The organism is Acinetobacter sp. MF4640 (genome assembly GCF_002018895.1).
Classification (GTDB): domain Bacteria; phylum Pseudomonadota; class Gammaproteobacteria; order Pseudomonadales; family Moraxellaceae; genus Acinetobacter; species Acinetobacter johnsonii.
In genome coordinates this window covers 62,557-84,291 of sequence record NZ_MVOM01000004.1, presented here as the reverse complement: position 1 = coordinate 84,291, position 21,735 = coordinate 62,557, and the positions used below count along the sequence as shown (strand labels likewise).

Annotated in this window: 23 protein-coding genes; 9 read left to right on the top strand and 14 right to left on the bottom strand. The window is 43.5% G+C overall.

From position 1 onward, the window contains the following. Positions 1-25: 25 nt before the first annotated feature. From MF4640_RS02280 to MF4640_RS02270, 3 genes are read right to left on the bottom strand one after another with little or no spacing between them, the layout of a single operon-like run. Positions 26-436 (bottom strand): GFA family protein, encoded by a 411-nt coding sequence (locus MF4640_RS02280; RefSeq protein WP_078388566.1) that lies wholly within the window; start codon positions 434-436, stop codon positions 26-28. Positions 437-494: 58 nt separating this feature from the next. Beyond that, entirely contained in the window at positions 495-1,706 is a 1,212-nt protein-coding gene (locus MF4640_RS02275) for a TIGR03862 family flavoprotein (RefSeq protein WP_078388565.1), read from the bottom strand. A 3-nt stretch (positions 1,707-1,709) separates the two neighbouring features. Beyond that, entirely contained in the window at positions 1,710-2,369 is a 660-nt protein-coding gene (locus MF4640_RS02270; protein WP_171263841.1) for an SAM-dependent methyltransferase, read from the bottom strand. 86 nt (positions 2,370-2,455) lie between these two features. On the opposite strand from MF4640_RS02270, the gene MF4640_RS02265 reads away from it, so the two are divergent. Beyond that, complete coding sequence (locus MF4640_RS02265; RefSeq protein ID WP_004692619.1) at positions 2,456-2,629, top strand: DNA gyrase inhibitor YacG; 174 nt, start codon at positions 2,456-2,458, stop codon at positions 2,627-2,629. A gap of 165 nt (positions 2,630-2,794) precedes the next feature. Beyond that, positions 2,795-2,974, top strand: coding sequence for a hypothetical protein (locus tag MF4640_RS02260; protein WP_005400904.1), 180 nt, complete (start codon positions 2,795-2,797; stop codon positions 2,972-2,974). 51 nt (positions 2,975-3,025) lie between these two features. Here the strand turns inward: MF4640_RS02260 and MF4640_RS02255 are convergent, their stop codons facing one another. From MF4640_RS02255 to MF4640_RS02235, 5 genes are all read right to left on the bottom strand, one after another. Continuing rightward, the gene (locus MF4640_RS02255; protein ID WP_078388563.1) at positions 3,026-3,670 is read right to left on the bottom strand and encodes an MBL fold metallo-hydrolase; all 645 of its coding nucleotides are present in this window, start codon (positions 3,668-3,670) and stop codon (positions 3,026-3,028) included. Between the two features lie 12 nt (positions 3,671-3,682). Further along, positions 3,683-4,705 carry a ferrochelatase gene (gene hemH / locus MF4640_RS02250; protein WP_078388562.1) on the bottom strand — a complete coding sequence of 341 codons (1,023 nt, stop codon included), beginning with the start codon at positions 4,703-4,705 and terminating at the stop codon, positions 3,683-3,685. A gap of 69 nt (positions 4,706-4,774) precedes the next feature. Further along, positions 4,775-5,800: a DUF4062 domain-containing protein gene (locus MF4640_RS02245; protein WP_078388561.1), complete on the bottom strand. Its 1,026-nt coding sequence runs from the start codon at positions 5,798-5,800 to the stop codon at positions 4,775-4,777. A gap of 131 nt (positions 5,801-5,931) precedes the next feature. After that, complete coding sequence (murI, locus tag MF4640_RS02240; protein WP_078388560.1) at positions 5,932-6,801, bottom strand: glutamate racemase; 870 nt, start codon at positions 6,799-6,801, stop codon at positions 5,932-5,934. A gap of 47 nt (positions 6,802-6,848) precedes the next feature. Further along, positions 6,849-7,460 (bottom strand): DUF1285 domain-containing protein, encoded by a 612-nt coding sequence (locus tag MF4640_RS02235; RefSeq protein WP_078388559.1) that lies wholly within the window; start codon positions 7,458-7,460, stop codon positions 6,849-6,851. 191 nt (positions 7,461-7,651) lie between these two features. Between MF4640_RS02235 and MF4640_RS02230 the strand changes: the two genes are divergently transcribed. Then, the gene (locus tag MF4640_RS02230; RefSeq protein ID WP_078388558.1) at positions 7,652-9,364 is read left to right on the top strand and encodes an electron transfer flavoprotein-ubiquinone oxidoreductase; all 1,713 of its coding nucleotides are present in this window, start codon (positions 7,652-7,654) and stop codon (positions 9,362-9,364) included. A 152-nt stretch (positions 9,365-9,516) separates the two neighbouring features. Here the strand turns inward: MF4640_RS02230 and MF4640_RS02225 are convergent, their stop codons facing one another. Together MF4640_RS02225 and tusA are read right to left on the bottom strand one after the other, a co-directional pair. Then, positions 9,517-10,044, bottom strand: coding sequence for a hypothetical protein (locus MF4640_RS02225; RefSeq protein WP_005400910.1), 528 nt, complete (start codon positions 10,042-10,044; stop codon positions 9,517-9,519). 72 nt (positions 10,045-10,116) lie between these two features. Continuing rightward, the gene (gene tusA / locus MF4640_RS02220) at positions 10,117-10,374 is read right to left on the bottom strand and encodes a sulfurtransferase TusA (protein WP_004692640.1); all 258 of its coding nucleotides are present in this window, start codon (positions 10,372-10,374) and stop codon (positions 10,117-10,119) included. A 212-nt stretch (positions 10,375-10,586) separates the two neighbouring features. Here tusA and MF4640_RS02215 point away from each other — a divergent pair, with 212 nt between their 5' ends. Continuing rightward, positions 10,587-11,426 (top strand): HlyC/CorC family transporter, encoded by an 840-nt coding sequence (locus MF4640_RS02215; RefSeq protein ID WP_004978829.1) that lies wholly within the window; start codon positions 10,587-10,589, stop codon positions 11,424-11,426. Next, positions 11,423-12,982 (top strand): apolipoprotein N-acyltransferase, encoded by a 1,560-nt coding sequence (gene lnt / locus MF4640_RS02210; protein WP_078388557.1) that lies wholly within the window; start codon positions 11,423-11,425, stop codon positions 12,980-12,982. Before MF4640_RS02215 ends, lnt begins: the two co-directional genes overlap by 4 nt. A 66-nt stretch (positions 12,983-13,048) precedes the next feature. Here lnt and MF4640_RS02205 read toward each other — a convergent pair whose 3' ends face one another. The 4 genes from MF4640_RS02205 to gspF form a co-directional block, all read right to left on the bottom strand. Then, complete coding sequence (locus tag MF4640_RS02205; RefSeq protein ID WP_078388556.1) at positions 13,049-13,384, bottom strand: tRNA-binding protein; 336 nt, start codon at positions 13,382-13,384, stop codon at positions 13,049-13,051. A gap of 161 nt (positions 13,385-13,545) precedes the next feature. Next, positions 13,546-13,881, bottom strand: coding sequence for a hypothetical protein (locus MF4640_RS02200; RefSeq protein ID WP_078388555.1), 336 nt, complete (start codon positions 13,879-13,881; stop codon positions 13,546-13,548). Between the two features lie 283 nt (positions 13,882-14,164). Next, positions 14,165-14,602, bottom strand: a complete 438-nt coding sequence (gene gspG / locus MF4640_RS02195; RefSeq protein WP_058868821.1) for a type II secretion system major pseudopilin GspG — start codon at positions 14,600-14,602, stop codon at positions 14,165-14,167. Between the two features lie 33 nt (positions 14,603-14,635). Continuing rightward, the gene (gspF, locus tag MF4640_RS02190; RefSeq protein ID WP_078388554.1) at positions 14,636-15,841 is read right to left on the bottom strand and encodes a type II secretion system inner membrane protein GspF; all 1,206 of its coding nucleotides are present in this window, start codon (positions 15,839-15,841) and stop codon (positions 14,636-14,638) included. A gap of 152 nt (positions 15,842-15,993) precedes the next feature. On the opposite strand from gspF, the gene MF4640_RS02185 reads away from it, so the two are divergent. From MF4640_RS02185 to MF4640_RS02170, 4 genes are all read left to right on the top strand, one after another. Further along, positions 15,994-18,216 carry a primosomal protein N' gene (locus MF4640_RS02185; RefSeq protein WP_078388553.1) on the top strand — a complete coding sequence of 741 codons (2,223 nt, stop codon included), beginning with the start codon at positions 15,994-15,996 and terminating at the stop codon, positions 18,214-18,216. Positions 18,217-18,298: 82 nt separating this feature from the next. Further along, complete coding sequence (locus MF4640_RS02180) at positions 18,299-20,140, top strand: monovalent cation:proton antiporter-2 (CPA2) family protein (protein ID WP_078388552.1); 1,842 nt, start codon at positions 18,299-18,301, stop codon at positions 20,138-20,140. 50 nt (positions 20,141-20,190) lie between these two features. Then, positions 20,191-21,066: an Hsp33 family molecular chaperone HslO gene (locus MF4640_RS02175; RefSeq protein WP_004978815.1), complete on the top strand. Its 876-nt coding sequence runs from the start codon at positions 20,191-20,193 to the stop codon at positions 21,064-21,066. A 199-nt stretch (positions 21,067-21,265) separates the two neighbouring features. After that, positions 21,266-21,718, top strand: coding sequence for a DUF2147 domain-containing protein (locus MF4640_RS02170; RefSeq protein ID WP_058868816.1), 453 nt, complete (start codon positions 21,266-21,268; stop codon positions 21,716-21,718). The last annotated feature ends 17 nt before the right edge of the window (positions 21,719-21,735 follow it).

Sequence of the window (21,735 nt, the reverse complement as noted above, 5' to 3'; positions counted from 1 at the left end):
TCCCTTTTCTTTGTATGTGTTCTAACTATGGGCGTTCAGCATATTGTGGTAATGCATCACAAATGTTGTCCCACTCGGCTTGAGATGCCACAAAAATATGCTGCGTCGGCTTTTGCTGTAACGGGGTATCTAAAGTGCCGATCCGCAAACGGTAAAACTCAGGTGTTTCAGCTTTAATACTGACAAGAGGTGAACCACAGTTGCCACAGAAACAGCGCTCTGTGCCTGTACTCGATGCATATTTTTTTACAACGTCCTGACCAGAGGTCAGTTTAAAATCCGCCTTAGCAATCGGTGCATTGGTTGCATATGCCGTTCCATTGGCCTTGCGACATTTTTGACAATGGCATTGAATAATATCGCCAATCGGCCCATCAATTTGATAAGTCACTGCACCGCATAGGCAGCTGCCCACATACTGCTGAAGATCCGACATCATGATGCTCCTTGAATTTTTTATTCAAATTAGCACAGCTGATTTTCAGTTGCATCGCTTATGGCGAATTTTTTGCCACATTCAAATACTGCATCACACCCTCACCCGCAGCACGTCCGGTTGCAAAACATGCAGTGAGTAAATAGCCACCTGTGGGTGCATCCCAGTCCAACATTTCCCCACATAAAAAAACGGTGGGATTGGATTTTAATTGTAGCTGCGAGCTTAGGCCTTCACGGCGCACACCGCCAGCACAACTAATCGCTTCTTCAATCGGACGAAAACCAGTTAAAGGAATCTGTAATTGCTTCACCTGCTGCGCCAGTTGTTCAGGGCGATTCCAGTGTTCTTTTGCAACCAACTCTCGCACTAAACTTGCCTTAGCTGCATCTAAACCAGCTTTACGCCAAACATTACTTAAAGACTGTTTTTTTGTGGGTTTCAGACGCACAGCCAATTCTTGAACAGTGACATCTGGCAGTAAATCAAGCGTTAACACTAAAGGTTGGAGCTGTTTTTGCTGCGCACGCAGCGCTCGACCTTGCTTATAGACCAAACCACTTTCTAGTCCATAATGGGTGATGACGATATCACCCATACTTTTTTCGGCATCGCCCACCCATGCAGCGATACGTTTCAGTGGCTGCCCAAAGATGGGTTGCATATAGGTAGACCATTCATGTTCTACCCCAGCATTGCTGGCTTGAAAAGGCTCAATTTCATCGGCCTCCAACCAGTTTTGCCATGCGCCATCACTACCGAGCTGAGACCATGACACCGCTCCGCAAGCCAAGACGATCGCATCATAGCTCTGACTATGCGCTTGATCGCTAAGCAAAGATTTAATTTCAAGCGTATGCTCTTTGAGGCTGAGGCATTGATGACGATAGTAAAACTTGACGCCTGACTCAACCAAGCGTTTCAACCATGCACGTAATAAAGGCGCAGCTTTCATTTCAATCGGGAAAATACGCCCAGACGTTCCGACATAGGACTCAATGCCTAAACCTTTCATCCATGCCTGAATCCAGTTGGCATCCCACTTACGAATCCAAGGTGCTAGCCATTCAGCTTGATCATAACGACCTATAAACTGCTCCACAGGTTCTGCATGAGAGATATTCAGTCCTGTTTTACCCGCCATCAGGAACTTACGTGCAGCAGATGGTTTTTGTTCAAACACATCGACCTGAACATCATATTGGCTCAACACTTCTGCCGCCATCAAACCTGCTGGGCCCGCCCCAATAATTGCAATACGCTTTGGCATGATTTATTCAGCTTGATCCGAAGATTGCACCTGTGGGGTCTGACCTTGCAAAGCCTGAAACGCGTCAAAGCGCGTGCGATAACCTTCAGGTTTGGTGATGATCAACTGTTGGCAGAGCTCGCCTCGTTCTAAGTATTTAATTTCAAAATGCGTCCTCGCAGAACTATCCGCGATGCGCTCTTTTACAAACGGTAACTTCCACACCTCAATCAACTGTTGCTGTGCTTCTTCGATATATTCAGGAATATTGCTGGCTAAAGTAATTTGTCCACCCACTTGTAAACGTGAAATCAGAAACTCAAAAAACGGCATATTCAACCAGCGCTGTGCAGGATTATGCGGTTCAGGGTTGGGATAAAGAATAAAGAACTGTTCAACTTGCTGCGGTTGCAAGGCATGTACCACCCACGGCAAGGCATCGGCATGTACCAGCTGTAAATTCTGCTGACCTTCTAAGCCATGTTGTTTCTGCATCGCCACAAACTTTTCACGGGTACGCTCAACCGCAATCAGCTTTTTCTCAGGATGATTGGCCGTAAACAATAAAGCATGTTTACCCTTGCCCGCCCCAATTTCCACACACAGTGGATCAGGACTGATCATTTGAAAATCACGAGGCGCATGCATACGCTGGGCTTGAAATTGACGAATCGGCATAATCAGATCAAACTAAGAAAAAAACCGCATCAGTCTAACAACTGCCAACGTTTTTGCCTATTTCAATCCGAAAATTTTATCTGGAGTCGACCATGCCACACACTTTCCCTTGTCCCCGTTGTGGAGAAATGAGTCAATGGGAAGACAACGCCTTTCGTCCTTTTTGTTCTGAACGCTGCAAACTGATCGACTTAGGTGCATGGGCCAATGATGAATATCGCCTGCCAACGCAAGATGCACCGCAAGCAGAAAACTCAGAAGAATAATATGTTTAATTTCATGATATTTTTCATATTTTAAGAGAAATTGTTCATTATTTAATATCTTAATATTCGCTTAAAAGGATAATTCGTCGACTATACTCCCCCAAAAATTGGTACATGCTCACAGCATGATCAAGTCACAAAAATAACATCCTAAAGGGGGATAAGATGAACATCCTGAGTAAGACTATTGTTTTAATTGGCGTTTTACTCGCGATCTGTCTATTCAGTTTTGGCATCTATATGCAAGATCTGTTGATCCTCTCGGTTGGACTATTAGTGGCCTTATTCTCTATCGTGTTTGCTCTAGAAACCCAACACATTTTGAATAATCCATTTCGCAAATAAAAAGTCAGCAGCTGCTGACTTTTTTTATTTTTCAATAAGACCACAAAGCGCTTAGCCTGCTTTTCCTGCCACAAAGGGGTTATGTTGTTTTTCAAAACCAATGGTACTGATTGGGCCATGTCCTGAAATGAACTGCGTCTCATCGGGTAGGCTAAAGCATTCACGCTGAATAGAGTCAATCAGCTGCTGATGATTGCCACGCGGAAAGTCGGTACGACCAATGGAGCCTTTAAACAACACATCGCCGGTCCACAGCAGACCATAGTTTTTGTTATAAAACATCACATGACCCGGAGTATGTCCAGGGGCAAAACGTACTTCAAACGCTTCATCTCCCAGTTTAAGGACTTCACCGCCTTCAAGCCATGTCGTGACATCTACCTTTTCAGGAATAGGAAAACCATAACGCTGCGAGACTTCTTGGATCATATCCAACCAAAAGGCATCTTCTTTATGCGGGCCAATCACAGGGACATCCCACAGTTTTTTTAATGCCCCAACTGCTCCAGCATGATCTAAATGCCCATGCGTCAACCACAACGCTTTGACTGTCAAACCCAACTCTTCAATTTCTGCTTTAAGCTTCTCAGGCTCCCCACCTGCATCAATTAAAATTGCTTCTTTACTGTCACTGTCCCAAACAATGGAACAGTTCTGTTGAAATGCCGTTACAGGCACAATTTTAACTTGCAACATAGCGTATCAACCTCAATTCGTTTTGCTGGCTAATGTCTGTTTTAAGGCATCAAGATTAGCCTGAACCAGCGTATTGAGCAATTGCAAATGATCTCCGCGGCTGTTCAAGGCTGGAATATATTGATACCGCTCTCCACCTTGAGACAAAAACAATTCAGCATTCTGAATCGCCAGTTCCTCTAAAGTTTCTAAGCAATCCGCTGAAAACGCCGGACTCATAATTTGCACCGATTTCACCCCCTGCGCCGCCCATTCGGCCAGTAAGGTATCCGTATACGGTTTCACCCACTCTTGCTTGCCAAAGCGGGACTGGAAACTGATTGCCCATTCGTCCTCCGCTAGGCCTAACTCTGCCGCCACCAACTGCCCTGTGATGCGGCAACGGTCGGCATAGGGATCACCTTTATCGGCATAAGGCTGTGGAATACCATGAAAAGACATTAACAGCTTTTCAGTTACCCCGTGTTCAGCACGGAAATCGCGTACACTTTGCGCCAATGCCTGAATGTATAAAGGGTGCTGATAATAATCGCGAATAATGCTCAGCCCCGGCAAATTGCGCTGCTTTGGAATCCACTTCGCGAAAGCATCATATAAAGGCGCGCTGGATGTCGCAGAGTACTGCGGAAATAAAGGAAAGAGCACAATATGATCTTGTGGTTTTTGACTCAATTCAGAGAGCAAGGGCTGAATGCCTGGATTACCATAGGTCATCGCAGGGACGATATTCAGCTCAAACTCAGGGTATTGCAAAATCAACTGCTGTTGTAACGCGGCCACTTGAGTCAGCAAAATTTCTCTCATTGGAGAATCACTGCCCCACACCATCTCATAAGCATGGGCAACGCGTTTAGGGCGAAACGGCAAAATAAATAAACGGAGAATAATCTGCCAAAGCGGTTTGGGAATTTCAATCACTCGCTGGTCTGACAAAAACTGATCCAAAAAGCGACGCACTGCTGAAGCTGTCGGTGCATCAGGCGTTCCCAAATTTGCCAAAATAACAGTAACTTTTGCTTTTATTGCAGTAGACATTCAGCCCTCGTGGCTCGTTTTCGAATGTCTCTACTGTAACAGTTTTCAGTTCATTCTCTAAATGGATAACTACGAAGATTGAAATTGAAAAGGCCGATCCTTTTCCAATAAATTACTCTCCAAAAGTTTAGTCGCCTTCGGTGTCAACTGCCAAAGCATGCGCTGACGATCATCTCGACCCGACTGAACAATCCAATCATTTTGACGCATTTGCATTTTGATACTGTGCAAAGCACGAATATTAATTTGCGAGCGCGCAACAGCATGGGCACGAGGCATTTCTAGACGTGCATCATTCAAACCAGTTTCGTTTAAATACTCATTTATGCGTTTGGAGAAATACTCTTCAGGAGTGGGGTGAATAAAGGTTGTCCCCAAAACCGAGAGTAATTGCGCCCAAGTCATCTGCTTTTGAATTTTCAGCTCTTTAAAATTGCCATCTTGATAGGCATGCATCCGATAATCAAAAGCAAAAAAATCATGCATAGCTACTTTGGGTAAAGACAAAAATGGATCGACTTCACGTTTACCCGCTTCAGTTTCCAATTGCACCAATTTGGCTTTGAGTTTATCAATTTCGTCATGCAACACTTGGGTGTTCTGCGGACGTACCCAACCCAATACAGGATAGCGCTCTAGCATTTGCGTCATATTCAAGCGAACGGCCATTTCCAAGTCACGCATGGTGCGATAAGTGAAAACCTGATCGACTTCGTTTTGGAGTAGTTTTCTAAACTCTTTGAATTTTTCACGCAGCTCAGCTTTGTCGTCATGTAAACATAACTCACGGGCATCAGGATCATCATGCATAAATACAATAATCGGCTTTTGTTTGGTGACCGCATAAATGTATTCAAGGTGCATATATCCCACCCCTGACACGGACTGTTCGCCATATTTGCTGCCCAGCAACAATATGACATAGTCACAGTCATCGATCTGACGACGTGCAAAAGCTGTTGAAAGTGGTGTCCGTTGTTCTAATCCCCAAGAAAAAAATCCCATGCCCACTAAAGTTTGGGCCAAAATGATCCGCTCTGGTTGCATCTCGCTTCCAGAGGTGGTTATAAACACTTGATAACGCTTATCGAGCATCGGTTATCCTCATTATTCTTCGCAGCATCCTATCCCCCAAATTCCATTAGATAGACACTGTGACTAACTCAAGCATATTAGGTTGCAATTTTTGACTATATATCAAAATACTCGACTTATTTGTTTAAAAATTAATCAGATATATTTGAAATAGTCCAATTTAGTTCTGGTTCAAGCAAAAGTTGTAAGATGGGTCTCAAACTTTCTGCATTATTTCCACTGACATAACATTCAATTCGAACATCACCATCATTATTTTGTTCAAATAATAACTCATTTTTGATTAAAATACGGGCTGTTTGTCGTGCAACTGCCAGTCCAGAGTCAATTAATGTCAGTTTCTGACCAAAAATAGATTGTATCGCTATTTTCAAAAAAGGGTAATGGGTACAGCCTAAAACTAAGTAATCTGCACCCTGATCGACAACGGGTTGTAAAATATCTTTTAAAGTGGCTAAACATGCCGCACTCATCTGTGCGCCGCTTTCAACAAAAGGTACTAAATCTAAGCAAGTCACTGGAATCACCGTGACTCCCGAAGGCTGTGCAAACTTTTCAACCACATCTTTAATCAGCTGCCCGCGAAAGGTCGCAGGGGTCGCTAGAACAGCTACTGTTTTGGATTTGCTTTGCAATACCGCAGGTTTTAGGGCAGGAACAAGGCCGATAATCGGGAAGTTGTCGCCATAGTGCTCGCGTAAATAATCCAAACTAAAGGCTGAAGCAGTATTACACGCCACAACTGCAACCTTACAGCCTTTGCGGTAAAGCCACTCAATCGCTTGTGCAGTCAATTCTCGGATATTTTGATCATCGCGCGGCCCATAAGGCACATGTGCGGTATCGGCAAAATAAATAAATCGTTCATGCGGTAAATGCTTGGCAATTTCTTGAGCGATGGATAAGCCGCCTATCCCCGAATCAAATATCCCGATTGGCGCATCGGCTGTCGCTTTTGGCATGGGGTTGATCAGAGGAAATAAGGGCTGAATGGCACTCATGAGAACTCGTTGCAGTATAAAGTTAAAAGATCAATCAAGCTTAAACCTCAGGTGCCTAATTGCAATAGCAAATCACCACTTTGTAAGCTCAGTTTGACCTGACCCTCCGCATCGTCGCTTAGCTCACCCATTTCCACCAAATGAAAAAAAGCAGCACGCTGAATCAGTGCATTGATGCCAAAACGAACATGCACATAAGGACGTAGCTCCCCTTGGAAGGCACGCATAAAAATGGGATGGTCTTCATCAACAATCACCACATCATGCGTGGTCGTGGTCAGTTGTAGGTAGATTTTTCCTGCAATTTCGACTTGCTCGACTTGATTGACAAATAAAGGTTCATCTTCAACCTCGATTTCAATCTGCTCGACAGGAGTTTTGAGATAAAACTTATCTTCTTCTTTCCAAAGTACCGTTGCAAACAGCTCAATCATGGCTTGGCGTTTGATCAATTGACCTTCGTGCCACCATTCTCCATTGGCTAAAACCTTCAAATCCATTGCGCCACAATGCTTTGGGTGCCATTGATCTAAAGGGGGGATTGACCTTTTGTGACCGGACTGTCCACCTTTTATGTATTGTGCAATACCGGTTAAGTTTTTATTATCAGCAATAGCTACTTTTTTCGTCGGATTTGCTGAGTTGTGCTGCTTATCCATAAAATTCATGCCTGTCTGACGGAAAAATAATATGATTCAGCCAATTGGCTAGAACTCGGTTTAAACCTATACTAGCTCACAATATAAAAGACACGATGATAAATTTTGTGTCTGGGAACTAAGAACACTCATGGCAGCACCGTTCTTTGAGTCAAAACGGTTGCCACCTTTAACCATATGAGGAGTCCTACATGGAACACATCGAACGTGAATCGATGGAGTTTGACGTAGTCATCGTTGGCGCAGGCCCTGCTGGCCTTTCTGCTGCGATTAAAATTCGTCAACTTGCAATTGAAAACAACCTTAATGATCTGTCCGTTTGTGTCGTAGAAAAAGGCTCTGAAGTTGGTGCGCATATCCTTTCAGGTGCTGTGCTCGAACCGCGTGCGATCAATGAGTTATTCCCAAACTGGAAAGAAGAAGGTGCGCCTTTAAATGTTCCAGTAACTGAAGATAAAACGTATTTCTTAATGTCTGCTGAAAAGTCACAAGAAGCGCCGCATTGGATGGTTCCTAAAACCATGCATAATGATGGCAACTATGTGATTTCACTTGGTAACGTGGTGCGTTGGTTAGGCCAAAAAGCTGAAGAATTAGAAGTTTCTATTTTCCCAGGTTTTGCTGCGTCTGAAATTCTTTATCATGCTGATGGTACGGTTAAAGGTATCCAAACTGGTGATATGGGGATTGGTAAAGATGGTGAACCAACGCATAACTTTACCCCAGGCTATGAACTGCATGCCAAATACACCATTTTTGCGGAAGGCTGTCGTGGTCATTTAGGTAAGCGCCTAATTGCCAAGTTCGATCTCGATAAAGATGCAGACCCGCAACACTATGGTATCGGCATCAAAGAACTATGGGAAATTGACCCTGCAAAACACAAACCAGGTTTGGTGATGCACGGTGCAGGTTGGCCTCTAGCTGAAACCAGTTCTTCTGGTGGTTGGTGGTTATATCACGCTGAAAACAACCAAGTTACTTTGGGTATGATCGTAGATTTATCTTACGAAAACCCACACATGTATCCATTTGCAGAAATGCAACGCTGGAAAACGCATCCACTGATTAAACAGTATCTTGAAGGCGGTAAGCGTATTTCTTATGGCGCACGTGCTGTTGTCAAAGGCGGTTTCAACTCTCTGCCGAAGTTCACCTTCCCAGGTGGTTCTTTAATTGGTGATGATGCAGGCTTCCTAAACTTCGCTAAAATTAAAGGCTCTCACACTGCCATGAAATCGGGCATGTTGTGTGGCGAAGCGGTATTCGAAGCGATTCAAGCAGGCGTTGAAAAAGGTGGTGATCTTGCCATTGCACGTGTGCTTGAAGGTGAAGACTTCTTTGCAAAAGAGTTAACCGCTTACACAGACAAGTTCAACAACAGCTGGTTAAAAGAAGAGTTATATCGTTCTCGTAACTTTGGCCCAGCAATGCACAAATTTGGCACGTTCGGTGGTGGTGCATTTAACTTCATCGACCAGAATGTGTTTAAGGTCCCGTTTACTCTGCATGACTTAGTGCCTGACTTCAGTACACTGAAAACTGTAGATGCAGCAACAGTGAAACCGAACTATCCAAAACCCGATGGTAGGTTGACCTTTGACCGTTTATCTTCAGTATTTGTATCGAATACGGTGCATGAAGAAAATCAGCCAGCACACTTGAAACTGACTGATGCGTCTATTCCTGTGAATGTAAACCTACCAAAATGGGACGAGCCAGCTCAGCGCTACTGCCCTGCGGGTGTTTATGAAATTATGGAAGAGAACGATGGTTCGAAGCGTTTCCAAATTAACGCAGCTAACTGTGTGCACTGTAAAACGTGTGATATTAAAGATCCATCTCAGAACATTACTTGGGTAACGCCTGAGGGTGGTGGTGGTCCGAATTACCCTAATATGTAATTCCTTGCGACACGGCAAAGCAGTTGCTTTGCTAACCGTGTCGCATAACCGAACATGTAATGTTAAAACGGGCTTGCGCTGAGGCGCATTTCCGAGTAAGTAATCGCTTTTAGATTAAAAAATCCCTTCAGCACTGAAGGGATTTTTTTTAATTAATAGGCATCTGACTTTTTGCTAAAAACCATCACTGTTGGCCCTATCGCGGTATGTCCAACCCCATGATCTTGATAAATTTCAATCCGATAATCGGCACACTGATAGACATATTTATTTTCAGCTTGTTTCCAACCGTTTTGCGCCACCCGAAAGCGTTTTAATACTCGACTTTTAAAAACATCTAAATCGGTTTCATACGTCGCAAGTGGCCCATCTAGAAAACTTAAACTGTATGAAATAATCATTTTAGAATGCGGATCGTAACGAATATGCTGAACCCAGCTCACACCAGCTTTTTTAATTTGTGTATCTACACCTTGTGCAAATTCAAACTGATAATTATCGCCCCCTAAAATAACCGTTTTTGCGGTGGGATGATGCTGTTGAAATTCACGAATATGCTGTCCAATTTTTAAACCTGCAACATTCATCGTACCTACAGGAACTTCACAAGATTTTGCCCAAGAAATTGAACAAAATAATGCAAAAATATGAGCCCATAAGAACACATTTATTCTTTTCATTCTGATTTCCTTGGATGAACTTGATTTCTTTTTCTTTACTCAAGTACATTTTAAAAGGCTAAGACAAATGTCCTAACCCTTTTTAACTAAATAATGAAATTCTTTATTGCCGTTTTCGTCTAAGCGCTCTTCTTGCAGCAAAAGTTCATGCCCAAGATGCATACAAAATTTAGGAATATCCCATGAAGTGGAGTTGTCAGTTGCAAACACCTCGACTACATCTCCAGATTTAGACTTGCGAATGGCTTGATGCAACATCATCACAGGCTCTGGACAGCGTAAACCACGGGTGTTTAATTGGATGCTTGGGCTCACTTCCAAATCAGACATATATGAACTCAAAAATTTAAAAACTTGCCAATTTTAACACAACTGCCCATTTCGCATATCTGTTTGCATAGCTTGATGGCAGATGAACCTCGTATTTAAAAGTATTGATCTAATCATTCATGCAATCCTTGCTTAATTACAATAGACAAGTGTGTTTTCTACGGTATGATAAAATTAAGTTTTTTAGATATTAAGAGTCTTTAGGAAAGATCATGCACGAGGAATCAGGCCCGTCGTGGGGAATGCGTGGCTTACGCAAATGGTTAGGTACCGCGCCAGAAACTCGCGATGAACTGTTAAAGTTAGTTCAAGATTCACGTCGTTTTTTAGAACCCGACACTGTTGCGATGTTAGAAGGCGTATTAGACCTTCCAGCAACCAAAGTCCGCGAGGTCATGACACCGCGTACATCGATGATCAGCCTACAAGAAGATGATGAGTTACTCGACATTTTGCATACCTTGGTTGAGTCGGCACATTCACGTTTCCCTGTCTTTTCATCCGATCAACCAGACAATGTCGTGGGCATTTTATTAGCCAAGGACTTATTGCCTTTTTTGACTGAACCAAACAATAAAGTGGATATACGTGCGCTGATGCGCCAACCTTTATATGTCCCTGAAAGCGCACGCTCAGACCAAGTACTTCGCATGTTGAAAAATACCCAAACGCACATTGCGGTGGTAATTGATGAATATGGCACGACCTCAGGTTTAGTGACGCTAGAAGATATTTTGGAAGAAATTGTCGGTGAAATTGAAGATGAACACGACAAGATCGATGAAGAGGCGGAATATATTATTCCCGATAATGACCCAACGACCGCAAATACATGGCTGGTTCAAGCACTTACACCAATCGAACACTTTAACAATCTTTTAGATGCAGACTTTTCTGATGATGAGGTTGAAACTGTGGGCGGTTTATTGCTTCAAGAAATTGGTTTAGTGAGTGATTTACAAGGTCAGGTGATTGATCTTGAAAATTGGGAATTTACCATTGTAGAAGCAGATGCACGTTCTATTCATCTGATTCGAGCCGTTCGTAAATGAGAGCTTACTTTGACAAACTGTTAACCCCCAATCCACAACAAAAACAGTTACCTTTAATTTATCCACTTTTAATTGCCTTATTTTCAGGGGCGGTCTTTAGTTTTGCACTCGCCCCTTATCATTATTGGTGGTTGGCAATCTTATCACCTGCACTGCTCTATACCACTTTACGCAGGCGCAGTGCAAAACAGGCCTTTGGTATTGGTTGGGCCTATGGTTTTGGCCTCTGGTTCGTGGGGGCTTTTTGGCTCTACACTTCCATCCATGTCTATGGCGATACCAATAGTACCTTAAGTGTGGGCATGATCGGCATTATGGCCTTGGTCATGGGCTTATTCACGGCTGTCCAAAGCTTTATTTACCGCCGCTTTTTCCCTGAAACACCCCTAACCTTCGCCCCGCTTTGGGTGCTTTTTGAATGGGCGAAAACTTGGGTTTTCACAGGCTTCCCATGGCTGTTTGCAGGCTATGCCTTTACCGAACGCTTACTGGATGGGTATGCACCATTATTTGGTATCTTCGGGGTATCGTTTGTAGTCTTGGTGTTGGCCTGCGCACTGGTCGAAGTTTTAAACCGCCGCGTTTTTTGGGTCATCCCCTCTGTTTTATTGGTGCTTGGCGCATGGGGCGCATCAAAAATTGAATTCGTCTCCGCAAAAAATACACCACCATTATCGGTTTCTTTAATTCAGGGCAATATCCCACAAGACTTAAAATGGCTCACTGAGTATCAACTGAAAACACTTGGAATCTATGCGGATTTAACCAAAACAGAATGGGGACGAGACCTCATTGTTTGGCCTGAATCCTCTATTCCGATGTTCCAGAGTGATATCGAACCCTTTTTAGTTGCAATGACGGCACAGGCCAAGAAAACCAACACGGCGTGGGTCACCGGTATTCCATACTGGGATATTTCAGGCTCTGAAGCGGCAGGTCGACCACTGTACTACAACAGTATTATGGCCAATGGTGCTGAAGCCGAAGGACTCTATAAAAAGCAACGTTTAGTGCCTTTTGGTGAATATATTCCACTATCTGGTTTACTGAAATGGGTCTTGCCAGCCATGCAGAATGATCCGTCGATGAGTGGTTTTTCGCGTGGTGAACAACAGCAACAACCGCTTTCTATTCATCAGCAGCATTTAGGCGCAGCCATTTGCTATGAAGTGGCTTATCCGAACTTGACGCGTCGTAATGCCAGCCAAAGTGATTTCTTGGTGACAGTTTCCAACGATGCATGGTTTACAGGAACCGCAGGCCCTTTACAGCATTTACAGATGGTTCAAATGCGTGCCAAAGAAAATGGACGCTGGTTTATCCGTGCCACTAATACAGGCGTGACGGCGTTTATTGACCATCAAGGGCATATCGTAAAACGTGCCCCACAAGATGTGGCAACCGTGCTTCGTGGCGAACTGCCTGCTATGCAAGGTCAAACGCTGTATACCCGTTTAAGTGACTGGCCAATTTTAGGTTTTTCAGTCTTTTTACTGATCTTGGGCTGGATCTATCGTCCACGTAAAGTCGATGTATCGTTTAAGTCTCGTCGATAGTTGCTATTGTTAAATCAGACTTTTCCAAAGAAAAACCCAAGCTGAGCTTGGGTTTTTCTTTTTCAGCTAGAGTAGCTTGGTGCCTACTGGAACATCTGTATCAGGCACACACAGCACCACGCCGTCTGAATCATGAAAGCCAGTCACTAAGCACTCAGACTGGACGGGACCAATTTGTTTGTTTGGAAAGTTAACCACCGCCACCACCAGCTTACCCAATAACAGTTCAGGTTGATAACGCTCAGTAATCTGCGCACTCGATTTCTTAATGCCAATTTCATGGCCAAAGTCGACATGTAAAATATAAGCGGGCTTACGTGCTTGCTCAAAGACTTCGGCCTGAATAATACGCCCGACTCGAAGCTCGACTTTTAAAAAATCTGCCCAATCAATCTGTTCCATACTTCACTCTATATTTATATTTTCTACAGTATAGGGAGCGAACACTAGGATTATATACAACGAAACAGACAAGCGATCCTATCTTTCCGCCATTCTTCATGACGCAATAAAAAACCGAGCGTATGTGCTCGGTTTTTTTATCACAACTATGAATGTCAGTATTAAATTTGACTGACCATATAGGACACCATACCAGCTAAAAAGAGCATCGGGGTATAACGGTAGAACATGACCACTTTTTGTTCTAATGCTGTAATCTGTACTTGATCGAGTGTGAGTACGGTTGCTTTTAACGCAGACCAAAAGCTCAAAACCGCCCATGTGCTGAACAGACTGATTGCAAAGAAACCCACCATAATTTGGCTGCTGCCTTCAGTCGACTGCCAGACACTTAAAACACCTTGAGCAACAGGAAGCATACTCAAAATCAAAAGAACAGATTTGAGCATCGACCAATGGAATTGGCTCATTTCATCCAACAAGGTTAATGCTTTCATTCTATTCTCCTCAGGCAAATCAGTTGCCATCGAGAACATTATGCAAGGATTTAAATAAATAAAAAGCCTATTTTTATCCATAATTTACATTATTTGTAATCAACAAATATGGGAATAATTCTTATTATAAATCTCAGCTGATGCTTATTATATTTAATAATTTAAAATCATAATCTTAAATATTAATTTTAAATTAAGATGTATTATCATTACAGTCCACATTGACATAACCTATGTACTGTAATGATATATTCAATTAAACCCAATATATAATAATTCTCAATTAAGGTTGATACTGAATATCAGCATCGGTTTCTTCACCACCTTGCTGTCCATCTGCACCAAAAGAATATAAATCAAATGGTCGTCCATCGGTCCCAGGTGCAACATATTGAATGTCATTGTCCCAACTGTCTTTCGGATATCCACCTTTCACATAACCGCCGGGCAACCAATTTTTTGCAGATTCAGGCTTATTCACCAAAGCGTCTAGTCCACCCTCTTGCATCGAAGGGTATTTATCATTGTCCAATTTATATTGATCCAATGCCGCAGCAACCCCTTTAAGGGTAATGACAGTGGTATCCACTTTGGCTTTTTCACCGCGTCCCATCACATTGGGTACAATTAAGGCTGCCAACACACCTAAAATAACAATCACCACCATGACTTCAATTAAGGTAAAGCCTGAAGCTTGGCGTCTATAGATTTTTGATTGCATGTGAATTTTCTCTTCTATCTTATATTTTTAAAATTAAATCATGTTGTTCATGTTGACGATCGGCAGCATTACAGCGATGACAATCACCAAGACAATGCTTGCCATCAGAACCAACATCAGTGGCTCAAGTAAAGCCAGCAAGGTCGATATGAGCGTTGTCACCTCTCGGTCTTGCATGGTCGATGCGCGCTCCAACATCCGATCCAATTCACCCGACGTTTCACCACTTTTAATCATTTGTACCATCATCGGTGGGAAATAACCACTGCGCTCCAGCTGGGTCGCAAGGTTTCCACCTTCAGTCACTTTTTCTGCGGCATGATTGACCGCATCGCGAATCACCCAGTTATTACTCACCGCCGCGCCAATTTTTAACGCATCCACCAAGGGCACACCTGACTGGGTCAAAATCGATAAGGTACTGGCAAAGCGTGCGGCATTTATACCACGTGAAAGTTTACCGAATAATGGCAGTTTGAGCGTTAAACGATCAAAGGCATAATGCCCTGCTGTAGTTCTTAAAAATCGCAGTAATAAGCCGATGCCCAGTACACTGCCCACCAATAAAAATGGCCATGCCACTCGAATAAAATCACTGGCTTTCATCAAGGCAACAGTAATCCATGGCAAGGCATCTTTGCTTTGGTCAAAGGTTTTGACAATGTCGGGCACCACATAGGTCATAAGTCCCATCACGATGGCAAAAGACATCAGCATTAAAATAATCGGATAAATCATCGCGCCTTGGATTTTCTTTTGCATTGCAAAGCGATTTTCGGTGTAGTCTGCCAGCTGATCTAAAATTAAGTCCAAATGTCCTGAACGCTCACCAGCGGCAATCGTAGCAATGTACAACTCTGGAAAACGTCCAGATTGCTGTAAACCCTGCGCCAATGAATGACCTTCCAGTACTTTAGAACGCACTGACATCAATAAATTTTGTACATGTGCTTTTTCTGACTGCTTTCCAACCGCACGAATGGCTTCTTCCAACGGAATGGCCGCCGCCACAAGTACAGAAAGTTGACGTGTCAATAAAGCCAAATCATAGGCGGTAATTTGTTTTTGAAACCATGTTTTACTGCTGTGCTTATCTTTTTTTTCAACAGGATCAACTGAGACTGGAATCAGTGCTTTATCACGAAGTTGTTGCCGAATTTGACGCGCTGAATCCCCTTCGAGCACGCCTTTTTGCTGCTTTCCTGCGGCATCGAGTGCGGTAAATTGATATGCTGGCATGTTTACGCTTTCTAATTGTCCATTTAGTCATTTGGCGCTGTTGCATGTCGGCACCAAAATCATTCATATTCTAAGTTATAAATTATGTCATCACTCTAACACAACTCATTCATCGCACAACGACAATTTCATCAGGACATTTTGAGCTTTTTATGCCAGAAAATACACTTTCCACAACACCAAGCTACCGTATTCGTGTGGCTGTTCCCGTTTACCTATATGACTGTTTTGACTATAGTTTAACGGCTGAACAATACCACCAAGCTGAAGTGGGTGCACGTGTGGCTGTCTCATTTGGTCGCCAAAATGTGGTCGGTGTCATTGTTGAGAAACTCACTGATGAGAAACCACTCGATTTAGGTTTTAAACTTAAAGCCATAACTGAGTTGCTCGATGACAACGCTATTCTAGATGCTAAAGTTTTAAGTTTATTGACATGGTCAGCGCAATATTACCAATTTCCGATTGGGGAAGTGATGCATGCTGCTTTACCCAGCTTTTTACGCCAAGGTAAACCCTATAATTTACTGGCGCGGATGTGGAAGCTGATTGATGATCATGCCGAAGACAAATTGAAGCGTTCTGAAAAACAACAAGATGCCTATAAAATTTTAAAGCTGCATCCCACAGGAACGTCTGAAAACATTCTAAATTTGGCTGGCATTGAAACGGCGACCTTAAAAGCCTTAGAAAAAAAGCAAATCACCCAGTGCATACTTGAAGCTCAAGACTTTAAACCGCAAGTTATGACACTGGCGCAAATGCCCCTCACGCCCAATGATGAACAAAAGCGTGCCATTCAAAACATTCTCAAAGCTCGTCATAGCTACCATGCTTTCTTACTGGATGGTTTAACCGGTAGTGGGAAAACTGAAGTCTATTTACAAGTCATGCAAGAGATTTTAAAACAAGGCAAACAGGTCTTGGTATTAGTGCCTGAAATTGGTCTCACCCCACAAACAGTGAGCCGTTTTCAGTCACGTTTTCACTGTCATATTGCGCTACTACATTCAGGTTTAAATGATTCTAAGCGCCTTCAAGCCTGGCAAAGTGCGCAAACGGGCAAAGCCTCAATTGTGATTGGCACACGTTCTGCCATCTATACGCCCCTTCCGCATTTGGGTTTGATTGTCTTAGATGAAGAGCATGATCTATCTTTCAAGCAACAAGAGGGCTTTCGCTACCATGCTCGTGATGTGGCTTTATACCGTGCACACTTAGAAAACTGTCCGATTATCCTCGGTTCTGCAACGCCAAGTATCGACAGTTATGCATTGGTTGAACAAGGTAAAATGACCCGTTTGGAGTTGGACCAACGTGCAGGTGTGGCCGTGATGCCGAAAATGCATGTGATCGATCTGAAAGTGGCACAGAAACAAAATGGCATCAGCCAACAGCTGATTCATGAAGTACAAAAGCGCTTAGACAAAAAAGAACAGGTGCTGATTTTTTTAAACCGTCGCGGCTATGCGCCTGTGTTGATTTGTGAAAGTTGTGGCTGGCAGGCCAAGTGCCCCCACTGCGATGCCAATTTTACCGTGCATCGACAGCCCTACCAGCATTTGCACTGTCACCACTGCGGCACCATCCACCGCATGCCTGAACACTGCCCGCAATGTCAGCATAGCGAACTGAAACCAATTGGTTTAGGCACCGCAAAAGTTGAAGAAAACCTACAAGCACTGTTCCCCAACTTTGACGTAATTCGGGTGGATCGTGACTCGACCAGTCGGGTCGGCAGCTGGCAAAGAATCTATAACAAAATCCAAAAAAGTGAACCCATCATTTTGCTCGGCACCCAAATGCTGGCCAAAGGACATCACTTTCCTTATGTGACTTTGGTGGCGATTTTAGACATCGACTCGGGCTTACTCAGTGTTGACTTTCGCGCCACAGAACGTACCGCACAGCTCATCATCCAAGTCGCTGGACGTGCTGGGCGCGGTGAGAAAAAAGGCGAAGTCTATTTACAAACTCTACGTCCAGACCATCCTTTGCTGAATACCCTGCTGGAATCGGGCTATCGCAGCTTTGCCAAGCAAACGTTGAAAGAGCGTAAAGCTGCATGGATGCCACCTTATCGCTATGCGGCTTTATTGCGCTGTGAATCCAAAGACCAAGAACTGAACCAAAGCTTTTTACAAGAGCATGCACAAGTACTGCGCCAAGCCTCAGAAAACAGTATTGATATTTGGGGGCCCATTCCTGCGCCGATGGAACGTAAAGCAGGCCGCTATCAAGCGCATATGGTACTACTGTCCAAAGATCGAGCGCGGATGCATTTTTACATTCGTCAGTGGTGGCAAAATGTCTGGCACAACAAACCGCATGGTATGAAATTGAGCCTTGATATTGATCCACAAGAGTTAAGTTAAGACTTGACGTAAATAAGGCTTAGACCTGAGTCGCGTTCTCCCTTAAACTTCCAACATAAAGAAAAAAATTTAGGACAGGGCAATGTCTCTACTGCTTAAAATCACCCTCTTTTTGGCTGCGGCACTGATGATCGTTCCGTTGGCTAAACGGCTGGGGATTGCCACGGTACTCGGCTATTTATTCACGGGCATCTTACTCGGTCCCAGTGTATTCAATGTCGTCCATGACCCTGAAGACATTCATAAACTCGCTGAATATGGCGTGATTTTCTTGATGTTCATTATTGGACTCGAACTTCGCCCACAACGTTTATGGGAAATGCGTAAATCCATTTTTGTGATGGGCAGTTTACAAGTAACACTCTGCGGCGTGCTACTGGCGTGCATCGTCTTTTTTGCCCTGCAACAACAGATTGCAGCCAGTGTCGTGATTGGTTTTGCCCTTGCCCTCTCCTCTACTGCGTTTGTGTTGCAGCTGCTCAGTGAAAAACAGCAGCTCAATACCACTTTTGGTCAGCAGTCCTTTTCCATTTTACTCTTTCAAGATATTGCCGCGATTCCGCTGATTGCAGTCATTCCACTCCTTGCAGGGACAAACTCAACCCATCATGGTGTGGCCTACTTTGCAGCGATTGTTGCTACCTTTACAGGCTTGTTTTTATTTAGCCGCTATCTCATGCGCCCTTTTTTCCGCTTTGTGGCCAAAAGTGGCGCACATGAACTGATTACCGCAGTCGGTTTGTTTATTGTCTTAGGCGTAGTCGCGCTGATGGATGTCTTAGGTATCAGTACCACCTTGGGCGCATTTTTAACTGGAGTGTTACTTGCTGACTCTGAATTCCGTCATGAACTGGAAGCCAGTATTGCACCATTTAAAGGTCTACTTCTCGGTCTATTTTTCATGACCGTCGGGATGAGCACGCAAGTTTCGCTGCTGTGGGAAAGCCCAAGTCTGATTGTTGGCGGTGCGTTATTGCTGATGTTGGTCAAACTGCTGGCCTTAACAGCCATCGCTCGCTACTTCGAGTTTTCATGGCGCAATAGTTTGATGCTGGCAACCTGTTTGGCACAAGGCGGTGAATTTGCTTTTGTGGTGCTCAATGTTGCCATGAGTGAACACGTGATTACGCAAGCCATTTTAGAGCCGATCAATTTGATCGTGACGTTGTCGATGATTCTAACGCCTATTCTGTACTGGCTAATGAGTTCGTGGGTGGTGCCTCTATTCGAGAAAGAAACCACACCTGTCTATGATGAGATTCCTGAACAGCATAACCCGATGATCATTGCTGGCTTTGGCCGTGTCGGCCAAATTGTGGCACGACTGGTTCACTTACAGCACCAAACCTTCACGGCGATTGACAGCAATATCGACAAGGTCGATTTCGTTCGCAACTATGGTGGCAAACTCTACTATGGTGATGCCACTCAACCCGATATCCTGCGTGCAGCCGGTATCGAACATGCCAAAGTGTTTGTATTAGCCATTGATGATATTGAAGACTCCATGAATGTGGCACGGCATATTCGACTCAATTATCCAGATTTAAACTTGCTGGTCCGTGCCCGTGACCGACATCATGTGCATTTGTTACGTGACTTGGGGGTAGAGCATATTTGGCGTGAAACCTATTTATCGTCTTTAGGAATGGCCTATTTTGCCCTACGTAATTTAGGCATTGCAGAACAAGATGCCTATAAGAGCATTGAGTTATTTCGCGATTATGATGAAAAACTACTCGCACAGCAGCAAAGTATTTATAACGATGAACAGAAGGTCTATGAAACACATCGTAATGCTCTAGCCGAATTAGAACACTTATTTGAAAGTGATACGCAGCTCCGTCAAAGCCCTGTGGGTGTTGACCTACAACGTGAGTTACAACATGACCGAATAGATGTCACACGGGATGAAGTAAAATGACTTGTGTTTTACAATATCGTCACCATTAAGACAGGATATTGGAGAAATTTATGTCTGATTTGCGTCAACGCTTTTATATTGAAGATAGTCCTGTTCGTGGTGAAGTGGTTCATCTAGAAGAAACCCTACAAACCATCTTGGCGCAGCGTGATTATGCACCTGCAGTCCAAGTGCTGTTAGGTGAAATGCTTAGTGCCACGGCATTACTTGCCAGTACTTTAAAAATTAAAGGCCGTATTAGTTTACAAATTCAGGCTTCAGGTAGTTTCAAATGGGCCATGGCTGAATGTAATCACCTTGGTGAAGTACGTGCCTTGGCGGATTATGAAGCAGATCCTCGCTTTAATGCTGCCGACAGCAGCAGTACGGTATTGAGCACCCTCATTAGCCCTGTACTATTTATTAATATTGAGCCAGAATTTGGTGAGCGTTATCAAGGGATTGTGGCTTTAGACAAGCCAAATCTTGCGGGTTGTTTAATGCAGTACTATGACCTGTCTGCCCAAATTCCAACACGTATCGTTTTGGCCAGTTCAGCCCAGCGTGCTGGCGGTTTACTTATTCAGCTGTTACCACGTAACAGTGAAGAGGAACAAGAACGTGTTGATCAAGACTTATGGCCACGTCTGACCATGTTGACTGAAACGCTCAAAATCGAAGAGTTAACCGATTTAGAATCCAGTGAAATTCTTTACCGTTTATACAACGAAGAAGAAGTACGCTTACCTGAAGTTGAAGTACTGAAATTTGGCTGTACCTGTTCGAAAGAACGTTGTGCTCAAGCGCTTGAACAAATTGGCGCTGAAGCCGTTCGTGAAACGCTAGAACATCAAAACCCGATTACCATGGACTGCCAGTTCTGTAACACGCAATATAGCTTTAGTGCAGAAGAAGCCTTGGGTTTATTTGGTGAACACTTAAGCTAAGCGCGTCATGTGCAATAAAAAAAGAGCAACTAAATTGCTCTTTTTTTATGCCTTTGTTCTCATAAAAATAAGATAATTCAAATGATTCATCACTTTTATTCATAGATATTTCACTGGTCACACCGCTTAAATTTCGTTATAAATAAACCCATAATTTTTATATGTCTTTATTTTTCTCTTCCATTGGGGTTTTATCATCATGAAATTTTCTTGCAGTCTTTTCGTACTCAGCAGTTTATGTGCCTTCTCCAGTTTTGCAGCAACTGATCCTTTGGTCGGAAAATGGAAAACTATCGATGATAAAACAGGATACTCTCTCAGTGACGTCATGATTGAAAAAGACAAAAACAATAGCTATAAAGCAGTCATCGTAAGTACGCGTGAAATTCCAGGTGCGGTAAAAATAGAAAACTGTAGCAAGTGTGATGGGGTCAATAAAAATCAACCCATCGTCGGCATGACAACGCTCAGCCATTTGCAGTTAGACAATGCCAAAGATTCGACCTATAGCCATGAACAGTTCCTCGACCCTTTCACAGGGCTACGTTATGACGCATATGCACGACTCAGCAACAATGGTAAGCACTTACGAATTCGAGGAACGTCGACCGAAAATGGCGGTGGGCGCAACATCACATGGGTCAAATACTAAGTATCCCTCATCCATCA